Origin of the sequence: Candidatus Brevundimonas phytovorans (genome assembly GCA_029203145.1) — a bacterium.
GTDB lineage: Bacteria > Pseudomonadota > Alphaproteobacteria > Caulobacterales > Caulobacteraceae > Brevundimonas > Brevundimonas phytovorans.
On sequence record CP119309.1, the window covers coordinates 1,875,128 to 1,897,987 of the forward strand.

Consider the following 22,860-nt stretch of genomic DNA (forward strand, 5'->3'; position numbering starts at 1 on the left):
TCGCTGCCTCTGGACTCTATTTGTTTTGATTGTTCAATTAATTTTAAGTTCAGAATTCGGTACGCCACAGAAAAACTTAGATTAACATCTCTTTATTGAAATGATTCATTTCAATATTCAGAGAGAAAATCAGAACTAATTCACCCTGCGTGGAGGCAAACCTCTGATTTCATAAAAACCATTAGCCCTAGCTTGGAAATTAGCTGCCTGATCTCGCGGATTGTAGAACTGCTGGTACCAGACCTTGACCTTGCCGTAGGGGCCGTCGCCCGGCACGGCCATTGGCGTGATGCAGGGCGCCTTGTTGCGCCAGATGTCGAAATCCTGCGCAAAGGCCGCCAGACTTCCGGCCTGATAGGCCTGCTGCGTCGCCTTGTCCGCCGGCTCCGCCGCGGCCTTGCCAGAATGGAGAAGAAGGCCGTGCCAGGCCTTGATCAGACCATCATCGACGGGGGTGTGGGCGATGAACATGATCGATCCCCCGCCGTTGAAATAGGACAGCAGGACGCCAGGCCCCGTGTAGAAGGTGTCGGTTTCCAGCATCTCGCCGACCGCCAGACTGCGGTGCTGGGCGCCCTGACGCTGACGAACGACGACGCCGTCGATTTCGTTGTGGAAATACTCGCTGGGCCCGCCGTGGGTGGGGCCGAGGTGGGCCACGTCGGCGATGTTGTCCACCACCTCCTTGGGGTGACACGGCAACTCGCCCAGACGGTCCAGATCCCACTTCACATAGGCCGGGTTGTCCCATTCGGCGATGACGGGGAGATCGAAGTCGGGCTCGCCGCCCTCCGGGTCATGCCAGACAAAGATGCAACCGTATTTCTCCTCTACGCGCCAGGTGCGGATCTTGGCCGCTGCGGGGATCGGACCCTTGGCGTAGGGGATTTCATTGCACTTGCCGTCCGGCCCGAACCGCCAGGCGTGATAGGGGCAGCGAATATTGTCGCCCTCGACGTGGATGCGGTCCTGCACGACGTAGGAACTGGTGTTGCGCGCCAGGTGGGTGCCCATGTGCGGGCAGAAGGCATCGACCATGTAGGCCGCACCGCTCTCACCCCGATAGAGCACGAGCTCCTGCCCGAAATAGCGGACCGCCAACGGGGTAGACGTGACTTCTACGGCCTCGGCGACGACGAACCACCCCCTCGGAAAGGTGTGCGGTCCAAGGCCGTAATCCTGTGTGCGAGCCATGACATCCTCCCCATTCGGCCGTTAGTAAGTAAACGCTAACATAGGAAATCGACTTCGCAAAGCGCCGTTAGCACCCTAGACAAAATCTTTGATTGCGTAGCTGTTAGCATACATAAAAACGCATAAATGCAATTTCGACAGGGCGCGGGGTAAGGGATGCATACAGCAACCAAGGGTTTGGAAACGCAGGTGCTGGTCGTAGGCTCAGGCGCCGCCGGGCTGGTCGCCGCCCTGCGCGCCGCCGAGACGGGCGCCTCGGTGCTGATCATCGAAAAGTCCGACGAAATCGGCGGCACTTCGGCCACGTCCGGGGGCGGGATCTGGATCCCCTGCAGCCGCATGGCCTCCGCGATCGAGAACCATACGGACGACGAGGATCAGGCCTTCGGCTATATGCGCGCCCTGGCCGCGGACTGGTCGCCCAATGCGAACATTCGGTCCTTCCTGCGCCACGCGCCCCGGATGTTGGACTGGCTGAGCGAGCGCACGGCACTGCGCTATGCACCTCTGCCCTACCCCGACTACCATCCCGAGCTGGAGGGCGGGAAAACCGGCTGGCGGACCCACCTGCCCGAGCCCATCGACGCCCGCGCCTTGAAAAAAGACATGCGAAGGCTGCGCCGCGCCTCGCCCGCCGCAAGCCTCGGCGGGGTGATCAACTGGACCTTTGCCGAGACCTACGCCCTGCTCTATCGGCCCAAGGGCTGGATGCGCACTCTGGCGGGCATGGCCTCGCGCTACGCCCTTGATCTGCCCTACCGTCTCACCACCTCGCGCGACCGCTACCTGACGCTCGGAAACGCTCTCACCGGGGGGCTGTTGATGGCGACCGAGGCGGCCGGAGTCCGCATTCAGAGCGGCACGGCCCTGTCGTCGCTGATCGTCGAGGATGGACAGGTGACCGGCGCGCGCGTCCGCCGCGATGGCAAGATCGTGACCATCGCCACGTCCCGCGTCATCTTGGCCGCCGGAGGCTACGAACGAAACGCCGACCTGAGGGCGCGTCACCTGCCGACCATCCCCGACCCGACCCACTCCGGCTCCCAGATCAATAATACGGGCGACGCCATCCTCGCCGCCGAGGCTGTGGGCGCTGCACTCACCGGGCTGGGCGCGGCCTGGTGGGCGCCTGTCTTCCGGGTTCCCGGCGAGAGCCGCGCGCGCCTCTGCACGATCGAACGCGCCCTGCCCGGCTGCATCATGGTGGACCAGAGCGGACGGCGCTTCATGAACGAGGCGATGTCATACCATCTGGCCGGACAGGCTATGGCGACGCACATGGAAAAGACCGGCGCCTCGTCGTTCTGGATGATCTTCGACAGCCGCTATCGCCGCCTCTATCCGATGGGCCCTCTGCTGCCGCTGATCCCGGACAGCCTTCACCGACCCTCTGTTCGGAAAATGATCCGCAAGGCGGACGACGCCGAAGGTCTGGCCAGGAAGATCGGCGCCGATCCCCATGTGCTCAAGGCCACGCTCGAACGCTTCAATCCGCGCGCCCGGGACGGCCAGGACCCGGATTTCGCCCGGGGCGAAAGCGCCTACGACCGCATGTACGGAGACCAGAGGATCAGCCCGAATCCGACCCTCGCCGCGATCGATCGACCGCCCTACTACGCCATCCCCATCTATCCGGGCGACATCGGCACCTGCGGCGGCGTCTCGACGGACGGCCTAGGCCGCGCTTTGACGCCTGAGGGCCAAGTGATCGAAGGCCTCTACGCCGTCGGCAACTGCGCCGCCTCGGTCATGGGCGGCGCCTATCCCGGCGCCGGATCGACCCTGGGCCCCGCCTTGACCTTCGCCTATACGGCGGCGAGCCATGCGACGGGCCGTTCACCCGACTGAGGCGTCAGGCGGCCCCACTGTTTACGGGACGGGTTATCCGCGCCAGGCGGGCATCATACTTGAAGGTCTGGATGGACCAGGACGTCTCGACGTCTCGAACCCCCGGCAACGGGCGGATCTCGTGACGGACGAGGCGGTCCACCGCCTCCACCGAGGTGAAAAGGCCCGTCGCCAGCAGGCTGTAGCGCCCCAGCATGACGACCACGCCGCCGATCTCGGGCAGGGCCGACAGCTGGGCCGACAGCTGGGGCACGCGCGACGGCTCTGCATGGATTCCCATCATCACGAGGTTGGGCGACCCGGCCATGCGGAAGTCGGTGACCACCGTGAACTGCACCATGCCGTCAGCCTGAAGGCGGCGCAGCCGTGTACGGATGGTGCCCTCGGTGACGCCCAGCTCCCCGGCGACCTGCCGATTCGAGACCCGCGCATCGCGGCTGAACACCTCGATGATGCGGTGATCAAGCTCGTCCAGACCAGCCTTGCTCATAGGGGCGCCACGCTGAACTCGAATTTCACAATGTCGGCCGCAATACCCGGCGCGAGGTCGCTCACGCCTTCGATCCGGGCCACATGGTCGGTGAGGAAGACGCCGATTTCATCGAACTCGCGCAGCGCGACCAGCAGTTCCAGGTCGTAGCGGCCATTCATCAGATTGATCGAAAAGACTTCAGGCAGCAGGGCCAGGTCGGCGGCGACCGCCTCGACGTCCCGGCCGCGCACCTTGATGCCGACCGCGATCAGGATGTCATAGCCATGGGCGGCGAAGTCGGACACGGCCACGACGCGCATGGCCTTGCTGTCTTCCAGCCTGCGGATACGCGTAGACACCGTCGCCGGGGTGATGCCGAGGCGATCGGCGATCTCCAGGTTGGTGGCCCGGCCATTGTCGCGCAATATATCGACAATGCCGTTGTCGACGTCGTCCAGCGCCGGAATGGCGGACACCGCACCTTCCCTGATCTTCATTCTGCTCCGCCGACTGGCTGATGATTTGATCGTCTTCATAGCCTGCCTCTGCGAAATTGGCGATCAACCCGCGTCGGATGTGAGGGATTTCGCAGCTCTCCGACCCGAGAAGACGCAATCCGCCACTGACAGGCCGCTCACGTAGAGGTTGGAGCAGATCCCGAGGGCGGAGCGTCCGGCGGCGTAAAGCCCAGCAACGCCCGTGCCGTCCGACCTCAGCACCTGACCCGTCGCCTCGTCCACCTTCAGGCCGCCCAGCGTCAGCGTCGGCAGGGGGAAGAAGGCCGCATCGATGGAGACGTCCACGGCGTAGAAAGGGCCGGAAGTCAGGGCGGCGGCATCCGAAGATCGTTTGTCAAAAGGATCGGCCTGCCGCCCCTCGGCGACCTCGTTGTGCTGGGCGATGGCCTGCTTGAAGACCGTCGCATCGAAGCCGCACTGTCGGGCAAGACCCTCAAGGCTCTGCGCCTTCTTTCGACCCAGTCGCATCGCCGCCAGGGCCGGCCATTTCTGGAAGGGCAAGACGCCGACGGCGCTCGCCTCCCGCCGCGCAGCGATCATAAGCGGCCGGTCCAGGATGACCCAGGCCTTGCCGTCCCGACCGTCGCACATGGCCTTGCCCACGGCGGCCCCATATAGGGTCTCGTCGATAAAGCGGGCGCCGGTGGAATTCACCATGGGCGCTCTCGCCCACGAGAAGGGCGGGTTGATGAAGCGCCAGGCGCTGATGCGCTCCATGCCGGTCATGGCGCCGCCCGCCGTCAGACCGAGCGCAACGCCCGAGCCGTCATCACCCGGCGTCCCCAAGGGCAGGCCCTTGGCGTAGTCCGGCGAGAAGGCGCGGATCATCTCACGATTGAAAACGTGACCGCCGGCCGCGATGACCACGCCGCTGCGCGCGCGAATCCTCAGAATCCGCCCCTCGGCTTCATCGATGCGCCGCAACTTCAGGCGCAGCTTGTCGGCCTTGCGCGCCATCCAGGCGGCGCCGGGCATGACCGGCGGCACGGAAGTCAGGCCCTTGATGCTCGAAATCAGCTTCAATCGTTGACGGGCCGAGGGCGCATCGGTCAGCGCTTGCCGCGCCTCCAGCCCCGCCACCCGCCCATGATCGTCCAGGATCAAGGCCTCGACCGTCGTCTGGGTCAGGACTTTGACGCCGGAGCGAAGGGCCGCGTTCCGCAAGGGATCGAAGAAGCCCTTGCCGTAGCCGTCAGCCTTGTTTTCCGCCGGCATGTAGACGCGGTGTCCCCGCGCCGCAGGACGGGCCTTCGCCGCGTAGGACTGCGCCAGGGAACTGTCGGAGTGATAGAGATAGTAGTCCGTCGGCGGATAGGAGGTCTTCTTCTCATAGAGACGGGCATTAAAGCACACGCCTTGCGCCGCCAGCCAGGCGTGGTCGGCGATGCTCTCGCGGCAGAAGCGGGCCAGGGTCTCGTCGCTCACGACGCCCTGAACCTCCTGGCGCAGATAGTCGAACATGTTGTCGGCCGTGTCCTCGACCCCCGCTTCGACCTGCGTCGCGGTGCCGCCGCCGGCATAATAGACGCCGCCGTTGATACGGGTCGCCCCGCCCCCCTCGAATCGGTCGAGCGCGAGAACCTCGCATCCGCCCTGGCGGGCCTCAAGCGCAGCGCAGACGCCGGCCCCGCCAAACCCCACGACCACCACGTCCGTCTCGTGGCTCCAGCCTGCCTCCGAAGCCTCGTCCAATCGCGCCGGCTGGCGAATATCGCCCGGCCACCAGGCTTCCTCCCACGGCTCCGTCATCAGGCGTCCAGCAGGGCGCGAGTTTCAGCCGTCAATGCCGGCGCCTCCCGCTCAGTCAGGAAACGGGCGCGATTGCCCGCGATGCTCTGGGTCATGTCCGGCTGGGTGGAAACCCAGAAAGCGCCATCGGCGACCTGCTCAAGGATGACCTGGCAGGCTTCGCCCAGATCCATCCCGTAGGCGTCCATGGATTGGCGCATGACCTCCTGGTGACGGGCCGCCTGCGGATCGGCGGCCGGTCGGGCGTCGTTGAAGATGCGGGTCTTCACCATGCCCGGGATGATGGAGCTGACCTGAATCTGCGCGCCCTTGAGCTGCAACTCCAGGTAAAGGCATTCCGTGAAGGCCTGGACCGCGTGTTTGGTGACGATATAGGCCGTTTGCAGAGGCATCTGCCCAAAGGCGCCCACGGACGCCAGGTTGGCGATATAGGACTTGTTCGGCGAGGCCAGCATGCGCGGCGTAAAGGCGCGAACGCCGTGGATGACCCCATGGATGTTGATGTCCAGGGTGCGCTCCCACAACTCGGTTGACAGCTCCCAGCTATTGCCGATGGTTTCCACGCCGGCGTTGTTGATCAGCAGCCGGACCTCGTCGTGGCGAGCGTAGACCCAGTCGGCCAAACGATCGAGTTCCTCGGGACGCGACACATCGACCTTGACGGCCGATGCTGCGCCGCCGGCCGCCGTGATGTCGGCTGCTACGGCCAGCGCTCGCGCCTCGTCAATGTCAGCGACCACCACGGCCATGCCGAGCGTCGCCGCGCGACGGGCCAGCCCCTCGCCCAGACCGGCGCCGGCGCCGGTGATCACGGCCACGCCGCCTTCAAAGGCCTTGCGATCATTGCTCATGCGTATTCCCTCCCAAGCGCGCTGGTTCAGACCCAGCGCTGTTTCAGCCAAGCGGCGGTACGTTCGATGGCGCGTTCAGCCTCGTCGACAGCGCCCAAAAAGGACAGGAAGCCGTGGATCATGCCGGGCGCCCGGTCCGTGACCGCCTCTCCCCCCGCCGCGCGAATGCGATCGGCGAAATCCTCACAATCGTCCCGGGTCGGATCCAGTTCGGCGGAGAGCGCGTAGGCCGGCGCCACCCCTGTCAGGTCGGCGTAACGCGGCCCTGCATCCGGCTCGCGGCCCCTGGCCTCGACATCGCCGAGGTAGAGCTCCCAGAAGTAGTCGATGTCGTCGGCGTTCAGCAGGGCGCCGTTCTTGAACTCCGCCCATGAGGGTGTCTTGTCGAACGGATATCCGCCTGCCCCGTAGAACAGGACCTGAGCTTTCAGGGGGATGCCCGCCCTCCGGGCCCTGACCGCAGTGACAGCCGCCAGAACGCCGCCGGCGCTGTCGCCTGCCACCGCCAGACGCGAGGCGTCGCCTCCGATCAGAGCCGCGTTCTCCTGCGCCCAGCGCAGGGCGGTGAAGGCGTCCTCGGCCGCCGCAGGATAGGGGTGTTCCGGCGCCAGACGATAGTCGACCGAGAGGACGATCGTCTCCGCGGCTGCGGCCAGGGCGCGGCAGATCATGTCCTGGCTATTCAGATCCCCCATTACGAAGCCCCCGCCGTGGAAGAACAGGGTCACGGGCCAGGGCCCCTGACCGACCGGACGATAGTGACGCAGCGTGAGCTGCCCGCTGACGGGACCGAGAATGCGGATGTCGCCCACCTCGGCGAGCGGGGCCGGATACCGGGGCGCGTCGACGGCCGTCTGGCGGATATAGGCGCGCAGTTCCTCCAGCGGGATGGCGCGCGCGCCCGGATAGGGCGGCGCATGCTGCAGGATGGCGGCGAGTTGCGGGTCCATCTGGGACGACATCAAATGCTCCTGTGATTGGTGGCGGCGGCGGCCGCGTCCGCAGCAGCGAGGCCGAAGGAGACCGCAGGCCCCAGCGTGCCGCCGGCCCCGGGATAGGAGGCCCCCATGACGGAGGCGGCCGTATTGCCGACCGCGAAGAGGCCGGGAATGCGTCCGCCGTCAGCCGCAAGGACGGCGCCGTCCGCATCCGTCTTCAGTCCGCCATTGGTGCCCAGGTCCCCCAGGACAATGCGAACAGCGTAGAAGGGCGCCTGCGCCACGGGCGCCACGTTCGGATTGGGGAAGGCTTCGTCGCCGAAATAGCGATCATAGACATTGCCGCCTCGCCCGAATTCAGGGTCTTCGCCCCGCTGCGCATCGGCGTTGAAGCGCGATATGCTCTCCACCACCGCAGCGGCGGGCAAGCCTATCTCTTGGGCCAGCGCCTCGAGGGTCGGAGCGCGATGATAGACCCGCCCCAGCCAATGCTTCGGCAGACGCGCGTCCGGCGTGATGCTGCCCGCCATCAGCGGGCCCACCATGTATCGGTCGCGGAAATCCGCGTCGAAGATCATCCAGACGTCCGACGATCCGCCGGTCTTCTGCTGGTCCGCAATCATGTCCAGGCCGAAGTCGTTGTAGGACTTGGCCTCGTTAGCGAAGCGACGCCCCTCTTTGTTGAGGATCAGTCCGCCGGGGAAGGCTCGCTCCATGAACAGCACATAGACGGCGTCCTCGCGGTCCCCCATGGGGCCCCGCATGGACGGCGCCCACCAGGCGTTGCCCAGATTCTCGGTTCCGGCGCCGAGCGCCACAGCCGCCGTCAGGGCATCGCCGGTGTTCTGTCCAGGCGGTGAAGCGCTGTGGTCGACCCCAGCCGCTGGCGGCAGGTAGGCGGCGCGCAGTTCCGCCGAATGTTCAAAGCCCCCGGCTCCCAGAATGACCGCGCCAGCGTCGATCTGGCGGACGCCATCCGGCGTAGAGACCTCCGCCACGAGCCGGCCGCTCTCCGCCCGCATCAGTGAGGTGAGACGATGATTGAGGCGAATGCGTCCCTGACGATCCAGGAAGGCCTTTCCCAGGGGCGCCACCAGGGATGAGCCCATGGTCAAACGGCGCCCGCGCTTCGTCTTCAGGCGCCAGGGGATATCCAGCCAGTAGGCGCATGTCATGCGCAACAGCAGACCGACCCAGCCCTTTCGCCGTCGGGACAGCATGCGGCCTTCGGGATTGGACAACGAAATGCGGCCGAACACCTTCATGAAGGGCAGCTGGTCGCGCAGGGTGTGGAAATGCTCGCCCAGAAGTCCGCCGTCGAACGGCTGCGGGTCCATGGTGCGCCCGCCCGGCGTCGCCCCCGCATGATCCTGACGATAGTCGGGATACTCAGTATTGGCCTGCAGCTTGATTCCGACGCTTGACAGAAAATCCAGCGTCGCCGGGACGCGCTCGACATAGGCGCTCAAGCGGTCTTCGGACGCTGCCTCTCCGATGCAGGCTCGCATGTAGGAGGCGGCGACCTGAGCCTCATCGCCCTCAATCTGGCCGTTGGCCGGCAACCACAGGGCCCCGCCCGAAAGGGCCGAAGTTCCGCCCCACTCCGACGCCTTCTCAATCAGGACGACCGTCAGTCCGTGGTCCATGGCGCGGACCGCGGCGGAAAGCGCCCCTGCTCCGCTGCCGACCACCAGAACGTCGCATTGCTCCACAACCACCCCCGCAAGCCAAACAAAGACACACCCCTAGGATTACGCATCCATGGGATTTATCGCTATAAAAATCGCATAATCAGACGAATTAATATTTACAAAAAACGCATACTGCTGATCACTCTCTGAATGGCCCCATCAAGAGGGCCACGGAGGAAATGATCATGACGAACGACGCAAACCGGTTCGCGTGCGGCGCCATTTACGGCCTTGGCCTGCTCCTGCTCACCGTCGCTCTATGGGGCTCGATGAACGTCATCGCGGAACATCAGGCTCACCGCTACGCTTCAGCGCCCTTCGCTTCATCGGTGGAAGGCGTCGTCTACCAGGTCAGACAGGCCCGGTAGACGACCATCCCATGGTCAGGCGGCCAACTGCCTCGGCCCGGGCGCTTCGGCGGGATAGGTGTGCGGCACGCCAATGTCGTAGTGAGCTACGAGCGTGCCGATAAAGGCCTGATCATGCAGAGGATCAGACGGCGTCTCCACCTGCACCCCGCGACTGCGCAGATCCTTCAGGAAGGTGTCGAACACCTGATCCTTGGTCAGATCCGCCGTGTGCTGCAGGGTCCGACGCATGTCCTGGATGTCCATGAAGACCTCGCCGTTCCAGTGAACCAGGAACCGCATTTCTTCAGCTGACACCTTCTGGATCACCTGGCCGTCCGTCGTGACCTGCCAGCCGTCAGCCACGTCCGGATCGGCGCCGAACAGTGAGTTCAGGGCCAGTCCCTCGGGGCGGCGGAGAGACGCAGGGCCGTTGGCCTCGCCACGGTGGTACATCATCTCATTCTGGACCACGACGCCCTTGCCCCACATGGGCGCAGCCAGACGCTTCGGTTGAGCGGCCGGCCCTTCAGGCCAGTAGGTGAAGCCGCCCCCGTCCGAGCCGCGATAGTACCAGGTGATGACCTGAGCCATCTTGCGCACATAGTCCGTGAACAGCCCGGACTTGCCCATGATGTTGAGCAGCCAGACGGGCGTGTCCTGATAGGACAGACCCCGGAACGACACGCCGTCCAGATGGCCCGGATCTTCAGAGTGGCAGGGCCCCTGGATGTTGAACAGCATCAGGGTCGGGTGGGCGTACTGGGCGCCCCAGTAGGCCTTGGCGTGGTTCAGGAAGGTGGTGTTGTAGAAGGCGTCCTCGATGCCGTCGTGCAAGCAGACCCCGCCTTCAGCGAAATGACCGCGGAAACAGGGCGTCAGGAACATGTCCATCGTCGGGGTCACGCCGGGCGGCATCTGCCCCGACATGGTGGCGATCACTTCTTCCGCCGATTTGAAATGCTGCGCCAGAATCAGCGACCAGGGCCCTTCACGGCGCACCACATCCAGAAGCCGTCGATGCTGGTCCTCCGTATAGACGCTCTCAAGGACGACGGGTTCGGCGACGGGTCTCAACAGCGAACTGCGAGCATTGGACATGGCGACTCCTCCTATTTGTAAGTGTTTACTTACTTGCGATATAGGCGCCCTATTCGACTTCCGGCAACGGGATTCTTCCAAGGCGCTTCTGATCCGCGCTGCAAAACGATAGAGCTTTGCCATGACCCGCACGCGCCTCTCAGCCGCCGACCGGCGCACCGACATCCTCGCAGGGGCCCGGCGCGCCTACGCCCGGCACGGTCTCAACGCCTCCTCCCAGCAACTGGCTGCCGAGGCCGGCGTGTCGGAGGCGCTCGTCTTTCGTCACTTCGGCAGCAAGCTCGGCCTCTACAAGGCGGTTCTGCGAGACCTGATCGAAGATCAGAACGCGGCCTACGAGGCCATGGGCCTGACCGGCACGGGCGCCCAGGGCCTGACCGCCATGCTCACGACCTATTTTCGCGCCTGCCTGGAAGGCAGACAAGCAACCCATGCCGAGCGGATCAGGATCATCTTCGCCAACCTGGCCGCCGAAGGCGACTTCGCACGCATGACCTACCGCCGCGCCGTCCGCCTCGGCATGCAGCCCTTGCAGACGGCCCTGGATCAGGCGCGCGCCGACGGGGACCTGACCGGCCTGCCCATTTCCCCCTCCAATGTGATCATGCTGCTCGAGCACATCGGCTCGATGATCACCCTGGCGTCCGGCCCGGGCCAGCCCATCGGTAGCTATGACGGCTCACACGACGAGCGCCTGCGCCAGCTGATCTGGTTCGCCGGTCGCGGCATCGGCTTGAGCGAAGACGCCCTCATCGCCCACACGCCCGCAGCGCTGCTGACAGAGAGCGAAGACACCCCAGATTGACGATATGCGTTTTTAACAGCGCAAATTTTCACGCAAATTGATTATTTTCTTGGCTGGATACAGCCGTTCGCACTAAACATTGCCCCACACACTACGAGGGTACTGGCGAATGGATTTCCAACTCACAGCAGATCAGACTGCCCTGCGCGATGCGGCGAGAGCCTTCGCCCGTGGTGAAATGGCCTCGGTCGGCCTTGAGGTCGAACGCACCAACGAGCCCCTCTCCAAGGACTGGAAGAAGAAGCTCGGCGAGATGGGCTTCATGGGGATCAACATCTCCCAGGAATACGGCGGCCTCGGCCTCGGCGCCCTGGAAGCCCTTCTGGTGCTGGAGGAGTTCGGCAAGATTCACACCGGGATGGCCTTCCCGATCTTTGAAAGCAGCGTCGGCCCGGTCAAGGTGATCGAGCATATGGGCTCAGAGGTGCTGAAGCAGCGCATCCTGCCCGCTGTCTGCCGCGGCGAACACGTCGTCGCCATCGCCATGTCAGAACCGGACGCCGGCACGGCCCTGACCGACCTGACCGCCCGTGGCGAGATCAAGGGCGACAAGATCGTCCTGAACGGCCTCAAGCGCTGGTCCAGCGGCGGCGGACGTTCCGACGGCTACCTCGTCTATTGCAAGCTCAGCGACGCCCCCGGCGCCAAGGGTATCGGCGCGGTCTATGTCGACCATGACACGCCTGGCCTGTCGTTCGGCTCGCGCGAAATGCTGATGGGTTTCCGCGGCGTCTACAGCGCCGACATCATCCTCGACAACGTGGAGGTCCCGCTCGAAAATCTCGTCGCGCCCGCCGGCGGCTTCCCCGACCTGATGGGCGCCTTCTGTCTGGAGCGTTGCGGCAACGCCACCATGTCCCTGGCCATCGCCGCCGCCGCCTACGAGGACATCCTCGACTACGTCCAGGAACGCCACGCCTTCTCCAAGCCCCTGGTCGACTTCCAGGCGGTGCAGATGAAGATCGCCGAGATAGCCATGCAGGTCGAGGCCTCGCGCCTGCTGATCCACCGCGCCGTCGCGGGCGTGGGCCAGGGCTTCCCCAGCGTGGTCGACAGCTCGATGGCCAAGTGCTTCGCCAATGAAATGGTCCGCGATGTGACCAGCAAGGCCATGCAACTGATGGGCGGCTACGGCTACTCCAAGGAATACCCGGCCGAGCAGCGTTTCCGCGACGCCTGGGGTTGGGGCATCGCCGGCGGATCGATCGACATCCAGAAGATCAATATCGCCTCGGCACTGGTAGGCCGCCGGTTCAACCAGCGCGCCAAATGACCAGCGGCGCATCAGCCTCCGCGCCCGTCGGCCCGCTCGAAGGCCTCAAGGTCCTCGACCTCTCGAAGGTTCTGGCCGGTCCCTGGACCACCCAGATCTTCGGCGATCTCGGCGCTGACGTGGTCAAGGTGGAGCTTCCCGGCGGCGGCGACGAGACGCGCCGCTGGGGCCCGCCCTTCCTGGACGACGGCTCGGGCGACGCCGCCTACTACCTCGCGGCCAACCGCAACAAGCGCGCCATTGCGATCGACCTGTCCACTAAGGACGGCGCCGACCTGGTCCGTCGTCTGGCCGCCGACAGCGACATTCTGGTCGAGAATTTCAAGGTCGGCGCGCTTGAGCGCTATGGCCTCGACTACGCCGCCCTCTCCGCCATCAATCCCAGATTGATCTACTGCTCGATCACCGGCTTTGGGCAGGACGGCCCCCACGCCCAGCGCGGCGGTTACGACTTCCTCGTCCAGGGGATGAGCGGGCTGATGAGCGTCACGGGCTTTCCCGACGATCAGGGCGGCGCGCCCACCAAGGTCGGCGTGCCTGTCAGCGATCTCTTCACCGGCCTTTACGCCGCCATCGCCGTCCTCGCCGCGGTCCAGCACAGGGCCCGGACCGGCGAAGGCCAGCATGTCGATTGCGCCCTGCTGGACACCCAGCTCTGCCTCCTGGCCAACCAGGCGTCGAACTGGCTCAACGGCGGCATGACGCCGGGCCGCCTCGGCAACGAGCATCCCAACGTCGTCCCCTATCAGGACTTCGCCACCTCGGACGGCCACGTCCTGGTCGCCATCGGCACCGACCGGCAGTTCCGCGACTTCTGCACCCTGATCGGCCTGCCCGAGGTCGGAACCGACCCGCGCTTCGTCAACAACAGCGGCCGCAGCATCAACCGGCGCGCCCTGCAAGAGCTGTTCGGCCCGGCGATCGCCTGCTGGACCGCCGCCGATCTTCTGGCGGCCATGAAGGCGAACAATCTGCCGGGCGGCCCCGTCAACTCCGTGCCCGAGGCCCTGTCCGACCCGCAGGTCGCAGCGCACGACCTGATCCAGACCATGGATCGAGACGGCCAGGCGGTGAAGACCATCGCCTTCCCGGCGCGCCTGTCACGCAGCCCGGCGACCTATCGCCGACCGCCGCCGATTCGGGCCGCCGACACCCGCGCCGTTCTGACGGAACGCCTCGGGCTGACCCACGAAGAAATTGCAGAATTCGCCCAGAGAGGCGTTATCGAGGAAGCCGCAGAGTGACCGGAATTCCCTTCAAGGGCCTGAACCTGATCGACGGCCTCTGGCGCGACGACGGAACCGAGTTCGCCACCTTCAGCCCGTCGGAACTCGATCGCCAGGTCGGAACCTACTTCGCCGCCTCGCCTGCCATAGCCGACGAAGCGGGTGATGCCGCCCACCGCGCGCTGGACGGCTGGAGCCGGTCCAATATCCAGACCCGCTCGGACATCTTGCGCAAGACCGGCGACATTCTGCTGGCCAAGGCCCAAGACATCGGCCGCCTGCTCGCCGAGGAGGAGGGCAAGATCCTGGCGGAAGCGGTGGGCGAGACCATCCGCGCAGCTCAAGTCTTCCACTACTTCGCCGGCGAAGCCCTGCGCCATCCGGGCGCCTCGCTGCCCAGTCTTCGCCAGGGCCACAGCGTGCGGGTCGACTACGAACCCGTCGGCGTCTGCCTGATCGTCACCCCGTGGAACTTCCCCCTCGCCATCCCGGCCTGGAAGATCGCCGCGGCTCTGGCGTTCGGAAACACCTGCATTCTGAAGCCGTCCAACTTCACCCCCGGGGTCGCCGTCCTGCTCGCCCAGGCTCTTGAAACGGCAGGCCTGCCGAAAGGCGTGCTGAACCTCATCAACGGATCAGGTCGCAATCTCGTCCCTCGCCTGCTGAGCCGCGCGAACGCCCTGTCTTTCACCGGATCGACCGCCGCCGGTCGCGACCTGCTGGAAAAGGCCGCCCCGACCATGACCAAGGTGCAGTTGGAGTTAGGCGGAAAGAACCCTCTGGTCGTGCTCGACGACGCCGACCTCGACCTGGCGGTGGAGGTCGCGCTTCAGGGCACCTGGGGTCAAACCGGCCAGCGGTGCACGGGGTCGTCGCGTCTGATCGTCACCGAAGGCATACATGACGCCTTCGTCGAACGCCTGACCGCCAGGGTAAAGGCCCTGAAGGTCGGCCACGCCCTCGACGCAGCGTCGCAGATGGGCCCCGTCGCCAACGCCGGACAACTGGCCAAGGACAAGGAGTTCATCCAGTCCGCCCTCGACGACGGCTGCGAACTCGTCGCCGGCGGCACAGAGGTCGATACCGGCCATCGCGGCCACTACCTGGCCCCCACCCTGTTCATCGGCACGCGCAACGACATGCTCCTGAACCGTGAGGAGGTGTTCGGGCCGGTCGCGGGCGTCATCAAGGTCAGCGATCTGGACGAGGCCATCGCCACGGCGCGCGACTGCGAACTGGCCCTGTCCTCAGGCATCTGCACCACCAACCTGAGCGCCGCCGAACGTTTCCGCCGCCGCTCGCCGGCAGGCATGGTGATGATCAACGCCCCAACCGCGGGCATCGAATATCACGTCCCGTTCGGCGGCCGCGCGCCGTCCGGCTACGGCGGGGCCGAACAGGGCACGGCGGCGGCTGACTTCTTCACCGAGGTGAAGACCACCTACACCAACCACGGGGAGGTTTGACCATGAGCGACACACGCAAGATCGCCTTTATCGGCCTGGGCGCCATGGGCCTGCCGATGGCGTCCAATCTGGTCCGCAAGGGCTTCAATCTCGTCGCCTACGACATCGATGCGGACAAGCTAGCCCGTCTGGCCGAGTTGGGAGCCGCCCGCGCCGCATCGGCCGCCGAAGCCGCCGCCCAGGCCGAGATCGTCATCACCATGCTGCCCGCGACCCAGCACGTCGAGGCCGTGGTGCTCGGCGACGGCGGCGTGTTGGCCGCCCTGAAGCCCGGCACGGTTCTGATGGACATGAGCACCATCGACCCCAAGGGCACGGACAAGCTGGCGGCGGCCTGCGCCGACAAGGGCGTCAACTTCATCGACACGCCCGTCGGCCGCCTGACCTTGCACGCCGAGCGCGGCGAGAGCCTGTTCATGGTCGGCGGCGACGACGCCACCTACGCCCGCGTCGAGCCGCTGCTGAACGCCATGGGCAACAGCATCCACCGCTGCGGCGCGGCGGGCATGGGTCAGCGGATGAAGGTCATCAACAACTTCATGCTGCTGACCACGGCCCAGGTCGTATCCGAAGCCATCACCCTCGGCGCCAAGCTCGGCCTCGACGTGGACACGATGAAGACCGTCACCGGCGCCACGACCGCCACCAACGGCCAGTTCCAGATCGCCCTTGCGAACAAGGTCCTGCTCGGCGACATCACGCCAGGCTTCACCATCGACTTGGCCTTCAAGGACATGACCCTGGCCATCAACGCCGCCGCTGAACAGCGCGTGGGCCTGCCGGTCGGGTCCGCCGCCCACGCGGTCTTTGGCGCCGCGCGCGCCACCCCGCTTCACGACAAGGACTATTCCGCCCTGCTGGAACAGTCCTGCAACCTTGCGGGCGTCAAGACCCCGCGCCTCAGCGCCTGAGACGGAGACACCCCATGCTGAAACAAACCCTGCTCGGCGCCACGGACCTCAAGGTCAGCGCCCTCTGCCTCGGCACGAACATGTTCGGCACCGCCTATGATCAGGCGAAGTCGAACAGCCTGCTGGACGCCTTTGTCGCCGCCGGCGGCAACTTCATCGACACCGCCCGCTCCTATGGCGACTGGATCCCCGACGCGCCCAAAGGCGCCAGCGAACGCGCCATCGGCGCCTGGCTCAAGGGCCAGGACCGCTCCAGTCTGGTCATCGCCACCAAGGGCGGCTTCTTCGACATGCGCGTCGGCGACTGGCGCCCCCGCATCACGCCCGAGGACATCGCCGCCGATCTCGAGGAAAGCCTCAGCCACCTCGGCGTCGACACCATCGACCTCTATTGGCTGCACGCCGACAATCCCGGCGTCGCGGTCGAGCTCATCATCGACGCTCTGATCGCGCATCAGAAGGCCGGTCGCATCCGCTATTTCGGCGCCTCGAACTGGACGCCCGAGCGTATCCAGGCGGCCCAGGCCTACGCCGCCTCCATCGGTCATGCCGGCTTCGCCGCCGTCCAGCCCTTCTGGGGTCTGGCCTCGCCCAACGCCGAGGGCGCCGCCGCCGCCGGCTATGGCTTCTATTACGAAGATGGTCTGGCCGCCGTGCATGCTGACACCCTGCCGATGGTTCCCTATGCGGGCCAGAGCCGCGGCGTCTTCGCCAAATGGATTGACGGCGGCGAGGAAGCCCTGCGGGACGACCTCAAGGCCATGTACGTCAACGACGCCAACCGCGCCCGCCTGCCCGTCCTCAAGTCTGTGGCCGAAGCGCGCGGCGTCAGCGTCAACGACGTGGTTCTGGCCTATCTGACCAGCCAGCCGCTGCAGACCGTGCCGATCATCGGCGCCTCGTCCGTCGAGCAGTTGAAGGAAAGCCTCAAGGCGGCCTCCATCGCGCTGGACGCCGGCGAACTGGCGCGGCTGCGCCACCCCTGACGCGCGGCCCCTGTCCACGCCGCAAAAAGGTAAGACCATGCCCGCCGCCCAGGTAACGCCTTGCCTACCCCGCATGCGCAACGCGGAGGCGACCCGGTGCGCGATCCTGGCGGCGGCGCGCAAGCGCTTTGCGGTGGAAAGCTATGACGATGTCGGCATGCGCGACATCGCCCGCGATGTGGGCGTCGACGCCGCCATGATCACCCGCTACTTCGGGGCCAAGGCGGAACTGTTCGCCAGTGTCCTGCAAAGCTGCGGCAACGCCAGCGAGCTGATCGCCGGGGATCGCGCCACCTTCGGGCGGCGCATGGCTGAGGCCGTGGTAAACGGCGGCCAGCCAGGCAGACTCGAAGCCCTGCAGATCGTCCTGCGGTCCCTCGGCAGCTCTCGCGCCTACGCTATCATCCGCTCGGCGCCGTCCGCCGACTTCCTCGCGCCGCTGACCGCGTGGATCGGCGGGCCCGAGGCGCGGGTCCGGGCCCGTCTGGCGTCCAGCCTGCTGATGGGCGTCGCCGTCAGCCACGAACTCAGCCTGGAGCAGACCCTGCCGATTGACGAGGCCGCAGCCCTCGAGGCGGGACTGGCCCGCCTGCTCCAGGCCCTGATCGACGAGGATCAGTAACGGCGGCCAAGGCCCCCGTCGTGATACAGCGAGGTTCCAGTGACAAAGCGCGCCTCCTCCGAAGCCAGATAGACGAAGGCGTGCGCCGTATCTTCCGGCTGGCTAGCGAACCCCAGGGGCGACATGGCCGCGACAGCGTCGATCGCCGCCTCCCCGCTCTCCCACAGACCCGCTTCGGCGTAGGCGGTAAAGGCTTCAGTGACCAGCGGGGTGACAGTCAGCCCCGGATGGACCGAGTTCACCCGGATGCGTTTGGGACCCAGCTCGGTGGCGGCGCACAGGGTCAGCATCCGCCCCGCCGCCTTGGAGACGTGATAGCCCAGGTTGTTGGCGTTGGGCATGTAGGACGCCATCGACAGGTTATTGATCACAGACCCGCCTCCGGCGAAGCGCTGCACGCTGGCTTCCAGGGCGGGCAAACAGGCCTGCATGCCCAGGAAAAGGGCGTCATGATTGACCGCCATGGCGGTGCGCATCTGGTCGAGCGTGCTGTCGATCAGCCCGCCCTGATAGGAGACGCCCGCGTTATTGACGAGGACATCGACGCCGCCAAACCAGACTTCAGTCTGTTCGACCACCCGCGCCCAGTCCCCGGCCTCGGTGACGTCATGGACCGCGAAACGGAAGGCGTCGCCCCGTCCCGTGGTCGCCATTCTGGCGCTGACCGCCGCGGCATCGTCGTCATTCCTGTCGGTCGCGACCACATTGGCCCCTTCCCGGAGAAAGGCCTCGCAGATCGCCACGCCGATATTGCCGCTGCGCCCCGCGCCGGTGACGATCGCCGTCTTGCCTCTCAGTCTCGCCAAGTCGCTTCTCCCATAATCATGCGCGTGGCCGTAACAGCGGCCTGCGCTCGCTCCTGAATGGATAGGCCGGCGACCAGCGCGGATTGGCGCGGCGCCTCGATGCTCAGCGGCAGGTCTGCGGCCAGGGCGGACACAAAGGCCGCGGATTTCAGATCACCTGCGCCGGGCAGTCGCCGCTCGGCGCCCGCCTCGAACTCGCGCTGATCCAAAGGCGTTTCAGCCGCCCCGTCGCACACCTGGGCGATCAGGATGCGAGGGTCCGCCAGCCGCGATGGATCGCCCGCCAGCCCCCCAGACCGCGCGAGATGCAGCAGATCCAGGGTTACGCCCGCGTCGTCACGCCCCAGGGCCTCGATCAGATCGAACGCCTCATCAAGGGTGCGAACCTGCGAGGGCGGATAGAATTCAATCGCCAGAGCCAGGCCATGCGCCGCCGCCTGCTCGCCCAGCCTCCCAAGCAGGTCGAGCCGTCTGGCCGGTTCCCGATCATAACAGAGGACGTTGGCGCGACGCCCGCCCAACTCTGCGGCGGTTTCCAGCAGGGGCGCGAAATCCGCCGCCGCCGACCGCCCCGTCACGGTGAAGGGATAGACCATGTCCAGGGTGACGCCGTGGGCCGCCATCGCCTCCCGCGTCCTGCGCCGCTCGGCGGCGTCGGTCATCAGGTCATAGACCGGCATGGCGGCCAGCACCGGCATCGAGTGCAGGAACAGACAGGCTCCGCGACACCCGACCGCAGCAGCCGTTTCGATCAGCTGCGACGGCGTGGCGTCGACGACGGTGATGTGGTCCAGCGACAGCCTGCGCATGGGCTCAGACGGTCGCCGCTTGACCCGCCTTGAGCATGTCCAGCGCCACGTCGACGATCATGTCTTCCTGACCGCCCACCATGCGACGACGGCCCAGTTCGACCAGGATGTCCCGGGTCGACAGGCCATAGTCTTCCGCCGCCTTCTCCGCGTGGCGCAGGAAGGAGGAATAGACCCCGGCATAGCCCAGGCTGAGGGTTTCGCGATCCACTCGCACCGGACGGTCCTGCAACGGCCGGACCAGATCCTCGGCGGCGTCGATCAGGGCGTTGACGTCGCACCCGTGGTTCCAACCCTTGCGGTCGGCGGCGGCGACAAAGACTTCCAGCGGCGCGTTTCCGGCTCCGGCGCCCATGCCGGTCAGCGAGGCGTCAATGCGGAGCGCGCCTTCCTGAGCCGCCACGATCGAGTTGGCCACGCCCAGCGACAGGTTGTGGTGGGCGTGCATGCCGCGCTGGGTTTCGGGCTTCAGCACCCGATCATAGGCCCGCAGTCGGTCGCGAACGCCGTCCATGTCCAGAGCGCCGCCGCTGTCGGTGACATAGACGCAGTGCGCGCCATAGCTCTCCATCAGAAGGGCCTGCTGGGCCAGAGCTTCCGGCTCGATCATATGGCTCATCATCAGGAAGCCCGAGACGTCCATGCCTAGATCGCGGGCGATGCCGATATGCTGTTTCGAGACGTCGGCCTCGGTGCAGTGGGTGGCCACGCGCACCGATCGCACGCCCAAGTCATAGGCGCGCTTCAACTCCTCGACCGTGCCCAGACCCGGCAGGATCAGCGTGGTCAGCACGGCCTTCTCAAGCACCTCGGCCGCCGCCTCCAGCCACTCCCAGTCGGTATGCGCGCCGAAGCCGTAGTTGAAGCTGCCGCCGGACAGACCGTCGCCGTGCGCCACCTCGATGGCCGAAACGCCCGCCTGGTCCAGCGCCCGGACGATGGTCTTCACATGGTCCAGCGAATACTTGTGACGGATGGCGTGCATGCCGTCGCGCAGGGTGACGTCCTGAATGTAGAGACGGTCAGTGGTGACATCGAACGCCATCACGCGGCCTCCTTCTGCAGTCGGCGCGCGGCCAGAATCTCACCCGTCGCCTTGGCGGCGGCGGTCATGATGTCCAGATTTCCGGCATAGGGCGGCAGATAGTCCCCGGCCCCCTCGACTTCGAGATAGACGGCTGTCTTTAGGCCGGTAAAGGGGCCTCGGCCCGGAATGATCAGAGGGTTGTTGTCGCCAAAGCGCTCGAACTGGACCTGCTGCTTCAGGCGATAGCCGGGCACATAGGCCTGGACCCGCGCCACCATGGCCTCGACCGAGGCGCGGATCGCCTCTTCGTCGGCGCCGTCGGACAGAGTGAAGACGGTATCGCGCATGATCATGGGCGGTTCGGCGGGGTTCAGGATGATGATGGCCTTGCCCTGTTCGGCCCCGCCGACCTTCTCGATGGCGCGGGCGGTCGTGCGGGTGAACTCATCAATGTTGGCGCGCGTGCCCGGACCAGCCGAGCGCGACGAGACCGAGGCGACGATCTCGGCATAGCGGACATTGGCCACCTGGCTGACCGCCGCCACCATCGGAATGGTGGCCTGACCGCCGCACGTGACCATGTTGACGTTGCCGCTGTCGAGGTTCTCGTCGCCGTTCACAGCCGGAACGACAAACGGACCGATGGCGGCAGGCGTCAGGTCAATGACCAGCTTGCCGTCAGCGCGGAGCCTGGCGTCGTGGTCCTTGTGAGCATAGGCCGAAGTGGCGTCGAACACGACACCGATCTGGTCATAGCCGGACCAGGCCGCCAGACCGGCCAGACCCTCATGGGTGGCGAACACGCCATGGGCGCGGGCCTTGGCCAGACCCTCGGACGCCGCATCGACGCCGACCACCGCCGCCAACTCCAGATTCTTGGGATAGCGGATCAGCTTTTCCATCAGGTCCGTGCCGATATTGCCGGACCCGATGATCGCGCATTTCACTCTAGTCATCAGACCTCTCACCGGAAGCGAGCGACGCAGCGCCCGACACCGTCCAGATTCATTTCAAACTCGTCCCCAGCGACCGCATCCGCCAGGGGCACGAGCGAGCCCGACAGGATCACATCGCCCGCATCCAGGGTGACGCCGTAACGTCCCAGGGTGTTGGCCAGCCAGGCCACCGCCGTCAGGGGCGAGCCCTGCACCGCCGAGCCCAGCCCCTCCGACAGGAAGGCGCCGTTCTTCGTCACCGTGACCTTGAGCCCCGGCAGGTCCAGCGCCGCCGGATCGTCATGAGCGTCGCCGATCACAAACACCCCGCACGAGGCGTTGTCGGCCACCGTGTCGACGATGCCGATCTTCCAGTCGCGAATACGGCTGTCGACGATCTCGAAACAGGCGGCGACCTTATCCGTAGCGGCCAGCACATCGGCCTCGGTCACGCCCGGTCCCTTCAGGGGGGCTTTGAGGAAGAAGGCGATCTCGGCCTCGGCGCGCGGCGCAATCAGCCCCTTGGCGGCGATGTCGATCTCGCCCTTGACCCACATGGCGTCGGTCAGGAAGCCGAAGTCGGGCTGATCGACCCCCAGCATGTCCTGCACCACCTTGGAGGTGACGCCGATCTTCTTGCCGACCACCACCTCGCCCTCGGCGGTGCGACGCTCCAGCACGGACAGGGAGATGGCATAGGCGTCGTCGATGGTCAGGCTGGGGTCCTGCTCGATCAGGGGCGCTACAGCGCGCCCCTCGCGCAGGGCGCGGTGCAGTTTGTCGGCGAAATGCGCGCGGCTCGTCATAGGTACTGACCGTCCTGATAGATCAAGGGCTGGACGGCGCCGGAGACCGAGACCGAGCGCACGGCGCCGATGACGATCGAATGGGTGCCATAGGTCACCAGGCGATCCACTTCGCAGCTGATGCTGGCCTGGGCGTCCAGCAGTTCCGGAATGCCCCCGGCGTCAGGCCGCCAGTCGCCGACGCCGAAGCGCAGCTCGCGCGCCATCTGCCCCCCGAAGGCGTTCGCCACGTCGCGGTGCTGGACCCCCAGCAGGCTGACGTTGAACCGCGTGCCGATGAACAGGCAGGCGTGCAGACCCGCCTGCCTGTTCACGCACACGAGCAGGGAGGCGGGATCCATGGATAGCGACGTGACTGACGTCGCCGCCATCCCGACTGGCCCCCCATCTCGCCCGCGAGCCGAAACCACAGCGACGGCGGACGCCAGACGCCGCATGGCGTCCTTGAGCCCGACCATGACCTCGTCTGGTGCACTCAT

23 protein-coding genes are annotated in these 22,860 nt (G+C 66.0%); 9 read left to right on the forward strand and 14 right to left on the reverse strand.

Features of this window, described 5'->3' with window-relative positions; all coding sequences use genetic code 11:
* Positions 1 to 135: 135 nt before the first annotated feature.
* Positions 136 to 1,194 carry a Rieske 2Fe-2S domain-containing protein gene (locus tag P0Y52_09250; protein ID WEK56735.1) on the reverse strand — a complete coding sequence of 353 codons (1,059 nt, stop codon included), beginning with the start codon at positions 1,192 to 1,194 and terminating at the stop codon, positions 136 to 138.
* 156 nt (positions 1,195 to 1,350) lie between these two features.
* On the opposite strand from P0Y52_09250, the gene P0Y52_09255 reads away from it, so the two are divergent.
* Positions 1,351 to 3,042: an FAD-dependent oxidoreductase gene (locus tag P0Y52_09255; protein WEK56736.1), complete on the forward strand. Its 1,692-nt coding sequence runs from the start codon at positions 1,351 to 1,353 to the stop codon at positions 3,040 to 3,042.
* 4 nt (positions 3,043 to 3,046) lie between these two features.
* Here the strand turns inward: P0Y52_09255 and P0Y52_09260 are convergent, their stop codons facing one another.
* From P0Y52_09260 to P0Y52_09285, 6 genes are all read right to left on the reverse strand, one after another.
* On the reverse strand, positions 3,047 to 3,532 hold the full coding sequence (locus P0Y52_09260) for an Lrp/AsnC family transcriptional regulator (protein ID WEK56737.1): 486 nt from the start codon (positions 3,530 to 3,532) through the stop codon (positions 3,047 to 3,049).
* Entirely contained in the window at positions 3,529 to 4,011 is a 483-nt protein-coding gene (locus P0Y52_09265; protein WEK56738.1) for an Lrp/AsnC family transcriptional regulator, read from the reverse strand. The genes P0Y52_09260 and P0Y52_09265 overlap by 4 nt, the downstream gene beginning before the upstream one ends.
* A gap of 63 nt (positions 4,012 to 4,074) precedes the next feature.
* The gene (locus tag P0Y52_09270) at positions 4,075 to 5,781 is read right to left on the reverse strand and encodes an FAD-binding protein (GenBank protein ID WEK56739.1); all 1,707 of its coding nucleotides are present in this window, start codon (positions 5,779 to 5,781) and stop codon (positions 4,075 to 4,077) included.
* Positions 5,781 to 6,632: an SDR family NAD(P)-dependent oxidoreductase gene (locus P0Y52_09275; GenBank protein WEK56740.1), complete on the reverse strand. Its 852-nt coding sequence runs from the start codon at positions 6,630 to 6,632 to the stop codon at positions 5,781 to 5,783. Before P0Y52_09275 ends, P0Y52_09270 begins: the two co-directional genes overlap by 1 nt.
* Positions 6,633 to 6,658: 26 nt before the next feature.
* On the reverse strand, positions 6,659 to 7,594 hold the full coding sequence (locus tag P0Y52_09280) for an alpha/beta hydrolase (GenBank protein WEK56741.1): 936 nt from the start codon (positions 7,592 to 7,594) through the stop codon (positions 6,659 to 6,661).
* Positions 7,594 to 9,282, reverse strand: coding sequence for an FAD-dependent oxidoreductase (locus P0Y52_09285; GenBank protein ID WEK56742.1), 1,689 nt, complete (start codon positions 9,280 to 9,282; stop codon positions 7,594 to 7,596). The genes P0Y52_09280 and P0Y52_09285 overlap by 1 nt, the downstream gene beginning before the upstream one ends.
* A 164-nt stretch (positions 9,283 to 9,446) precedes the next feature.
* On the opposite strand from P0Y52_09285, the gene P0Y52_09290 reads away from it, so the two are divergent.
* Complete coding sequence (locus P0Y52_09290; protein ID WEK56743.1) at positions 9,447 to 9,629, forward strand: hypothetical protein; 183 nt, start codon at positions 9,447 to 9,449, stop codon at positions 9,627 to 9,629.
* Between the two features lie 15 nt (positions 9,630 to 9,644).
* On the opposite strand, the gene P0Y52_09295 is transcribed toward P0Y52_09290, so the two are convergent.
* The gene (locus P0Y52_09295) at positions 9,645 to 10,709 is read right to left on the reverse strand and encodes a hypothetical protein (protein WEK56744.1); all 1,065 of its coding nucleotides are present in this window, start codon (positions 10,707 to 10,709) and stop codon (positions 9,645 to 9,647) included.
* 121 nt (positions 10,710 to 10,830) lie between these two features.
* Between P0Y52_09295 and P0Y52_09300 the strand changes: the two genes are divergently transcribed.
* The 7 genes from P0Y52_09300 (at position 10,831) to P0Y52_09330 (ending at position 17,998) form a co-directional block, all read left to right on the forward strand.
* Positions 10,831 to 11,514, forward strand: a complete 684-nt coding sequence (locus P0Y52_09300) for a TetR/AcrR family transcriptional regulator (protein WEK56745.1) — start codon at positions 10,831 to 10,833, stop codon at positions 11,512 to 11,514.
* 109 nt (positions 11,515 to 11,623) lie between these two features.
* Positions 11,624 to 12,787 (forward strand): acyl-CoA/acyl-ACP dehydrogenase, encoded by a 1,164-nt coding sequence (locus P0Y52_09305; protein ID WEK56746.1) that lies wholly within the window; start codon positions 11,624 to 11,626, stop codon positions 12,785 to 12,787.
* Positions 12,784 to 14,031 carry a CaiB/BaiF CoA-transferase family protein gene (locus P0Y52_09310; protein WEK56747.1) on the forward strand — a complete coding sequence of 416 codons (1,248 nt, stop codon included), beginning with the start codon at positions 12,784 to 12,786 and terminating at the stop codon, positions 14,029 to 14,031. Before P0Y52_09305 ends, P0Y52_09310 begins: the two co-directional genes overlap by 4 nt.
* Complete coding sequence (locus P0Y52_09315) at positions 14,028 to 15,479, forward strand: aldehyde dehydrogenase family protein (GenBank protein ID WEK56748.1); 1,452 nt, start codon at positions 14,028 to 14,030, stop codon at positions 15,477 to 15,479. Before P0Y52_09310 ends, P0Y52_09315 begins: the two co-directional genes overlap by 4 nt.
* Positions 15,480 to 15,481: 2 nt before the next feature.
* The gene (locus P0Y52_09320; GenBank protein ID WEK56749.1) at positions 15,482 to 16,390 is read left to right on the forward strand and encodes an NAD(P)-binding domain-containing protein; all 909 of its coding nucleotides are present in this window, start codon (positions 15,482 to 15,484) and stop codon (positions 16,388 to 16,390) included.
* A 14-nt stretch (positions 16,391 to 16,404) separates the two neighbouring features.
* Positions 16,405 to 17,376, forward strand: a complete 972-nt coding sequence (locus P0Y52_09325; protein ID WEK56750.1) for an aldo/keto reductase — start codon at positions 16,405 to 16,407, stop codon at positions 17,374 to 17,376.
* A 37-nt stretch (positions 17,377 to 17,413) separates the two neighbouring features.
* On the forward strand, positions 17,414 to 17,998 hold the full coding sequence (locus P0Y52_09330) for a TetR family transcriptional regulator (protein WEK56751.1): 585 nt from the start codon (positions 17,414 to 17,416) through the stop codon (positions 17,996 to 17,998).
* On the opposite strand, the gene P0Y52_09335 is transcribed toward P0Y52_09330, so the two are convergent.
* Genes P0Y52_09335 through P0Y52_09360 form a run of 6 tightly spaced genes read right to left on the reverse strand, consistent with a single transcriptional unit; the run spans position 17,992 to position 22,860 of the window.
* Complete coding sequence (locus P0Y52_09335) at positions 17,992 to 18,804, reverse strand: SDR family oxidoreductase (protein ID WEK56752.1); 813 nt, start codon at positions 18,802 to 18,804, stop codon at positions 17,992 to 17,994. The two genes, P0Y52_09330 and P0Y52_09335, sit on opposite strands and share 7 nt — an antisense overlap.
* Positions 18,792 to 19,613 (reverse strand): TIM barrel protein, encoded by an 822-nt coding sequence (locus P0Y52_09340; protein WEK56753.1) that lies wholly within the window; start codon positions 19,611 to 19,613, stop codon positions 18,792 to 18,794. The genes P0Y52_09335 and P0Y52_09340 overlap by 13 nt, the downstream gene beginning before the upstream one ends.
* A gap of 4 nt (positions 19,614 to 19,617) precedes the next feature.
* Positions 19,618 to 20,658 carry a 4-hydroxy-2-oxovalerate aldolase gene (gene dmpG, locus P0Y52_09345; GenBank protein ID WEK56754.1) on the reverse strand — a complete coding sequence of 347 codons (1,041 nt, stop codon included), beginning with the start codon at positions 20,656 to 20,658 and terminating at the stop codon, positions 19,618 to 19,620.
* Positions 20,658 to 21,596, reverse strand: a complete 939-nt coding sequence (locus P0Y52_09350; GenBank protein WEK56755.1) for an acetaldehyde dehydrogenase (acetylating) — start codon at positions 21,594 to 21,596, stop codon at positions 20,658 to 20,660. The genes dmpG and P0Y52_09350 overlap by 1 nt, the downstream gene beginning before the upstream one ends.
* 8 nt (positions 21,597 to 21,604) lie before the next feature.
* Positions 21,605 to 22,381: a fumarylacetoacetate hydrolase family protein gene (locus P0Y52_09355; protein ID WEK56756.1), complete on the reverse strand. Its 777-nt coding sequence runs from the start codon at positions 22,379 to 22,381 to the stop codon at positions 21,605 to 21,607.
* On the reverse strand, positions 22,378 to 22,860 hold the full coding sequence (locus P0Y52_09360; GenBank protein ID WEK56757.1) for a flavin reductase family protein: 483 nt from the start codon (positions 22,858 to 22,860) through the stop codon (positions 22,378 to 22,380). The genes P0Y52_09355 and P0Y52_09360 overlap by 4 nt, the downstream gene beginning before the upstream one ends.

What these genes read in the sequence shown, in the direction of transcription:
- P0Y52_09250 (WEK56735.1), bottom strand. Translation starts at nt 1,194, where the DNA reads ATGGCTCGCACACAGGATTACGGCCTTGGACCGCACACCTTTCCGAGG.
- P0Y52_09255 (WEK56736.1), top strand. Translation starts at nt 1,351, where the DNA reads ATGCATACAGCAACCAAGGGTTTGGAAACGCAGGTGCTGGTCGTAGGC.
- P0Y52_09260 (WEK56737.1), bottom strand. Translation starts at nt 3,532, where the DNA reads ATGAGCAAGGCTGGTCTGGACGAGCTTGATCACCGCATCATCGAGGTG.
- P0Y52_09265 (WEK56738.1), bottom strand. Translation starts at nt 4,011, where the DNA reads ATGAAGATCAGGGAAGGTGCGGTGTCCGCCATTCCGGCGCTGGACGAC.
- P0Y52_09270 (WEK56739.1), bottom strand. Translation starts at nt 5,781, where the DNA reads ATGACGGAGCCGTGGGAGGAAGCCTGGTGGCCGGGCGATATTCGCCAG.
- P0Y52_09275 (WEK56740.1), bottom strand. Translation starts at nt 6,632, where the DNA reads ATGAGCAATGATCGCAAGGCCTTTGAAGGCGGCGTGGCCGTGATCACC.
- P0Y52_09280 (WEK56741.1), bottom strand. Translation starts at nt 7,594, where the DNA reads ATGTCGTCCCAGATGGACCCGCAACTCGCCGCCATCCTGCAGCATGCG.
- P0Y52_09290 (WEK56743.1), top strand. Translation starts at nt 9,447, where the DNA reads ATGACGAACGACGCAAACCGGTTCGCGTGCGGCGCCATTTACGGCCTT.
- P0Y52_09295 (WEK56744.1), bottom strand. Translation starts at nt 10,709, where the DNA reads ATGTCCAATGCTCGCAGTTCGCTGTTGAGACCCGTCGCCGAACCCGTC.
- P0Y52_09300 (WEK56745.1), top strand. Translation starts at nt 10,831, where the DNA reads ATGACCCGCACGCGCCTCTCAGCCGCCGACCGGCGCACCGACATCCTC.
- P0Y52_09305 (WEK56746.1), top strand. Translation starts at nt 11,624, where the DNA reads ATGGATTTCCAACTCACAGCAGATCAGACTGCCCTGCGCGATGCGGCG.
- P0Y52_09310 (WEK56747.1), top strand. Translation starts at nt 12,784, where the DNA reads ATGACCAGCGGCGCATCAGCCTCCGCGCCCGTCGGCCCGCTCGAAGGC.
- P0Y52_09320 (WEK56749.1), top strand. Translation starts at nt 15,482, where the DNA reads ATGAGCGACACACGCAAGATCGCCTTTATCGGCCTGGGCGCCATGGGC.
- P0Y52_09325 (WEK56750.1), top strand. Translation starts at nt 16,405, where the DNA reads ATGCTGAAACAAACCCTGCTCGGCGCCACGGACCTCAAGGTCAGCGCC.
- P0Y52_09330 (WEK56751.1), top strand. Translation starts at nt 17,414, where the DNA reads ATGCCCGCCGCCCAGGTAACGCCTTGCCTACCCCGCATGCGCAACGCG.
- P0Y52_09340 (WEK56753.1), bottom strand. Translation starts at nt 19,613, where the DNA reads ATGCGCAGGCTGTCGCTGGACCACATCACCGTCGTCGACGCCACGCCG.
- dmpG (WEK56754.1), bottom strand. Translation starts at nt 20,658, where the DNA reads ATGGCGTTCGATGTCACCACTGACCGTCTCTACATTCAGGACGTCACC.
- P0Y52_09350 (WEK56755.1), bottom strand. Translation starts at nt 21,596, where the DNA reads ATGACTAGAGTGAAATGCGCGATCATCGGGTCCGGCAATATCGGCACG.
- P0Y52_09355 (WEK56756.1), bottom strand. Translation starts at nt 22,381, where the DNA reads ATGACGAGCCGCGCGCATTTCGCCGACAAACTGCACCGCGCCCTGCGC.
- P0Y52_09360 (WEK56757.1), bottom strand. Translation starts at nt 22,860, where the DNA reads ATGAGTGCACCAGACGAGGTCATGGTCGGGCTCAAGGACGCCATGCGG.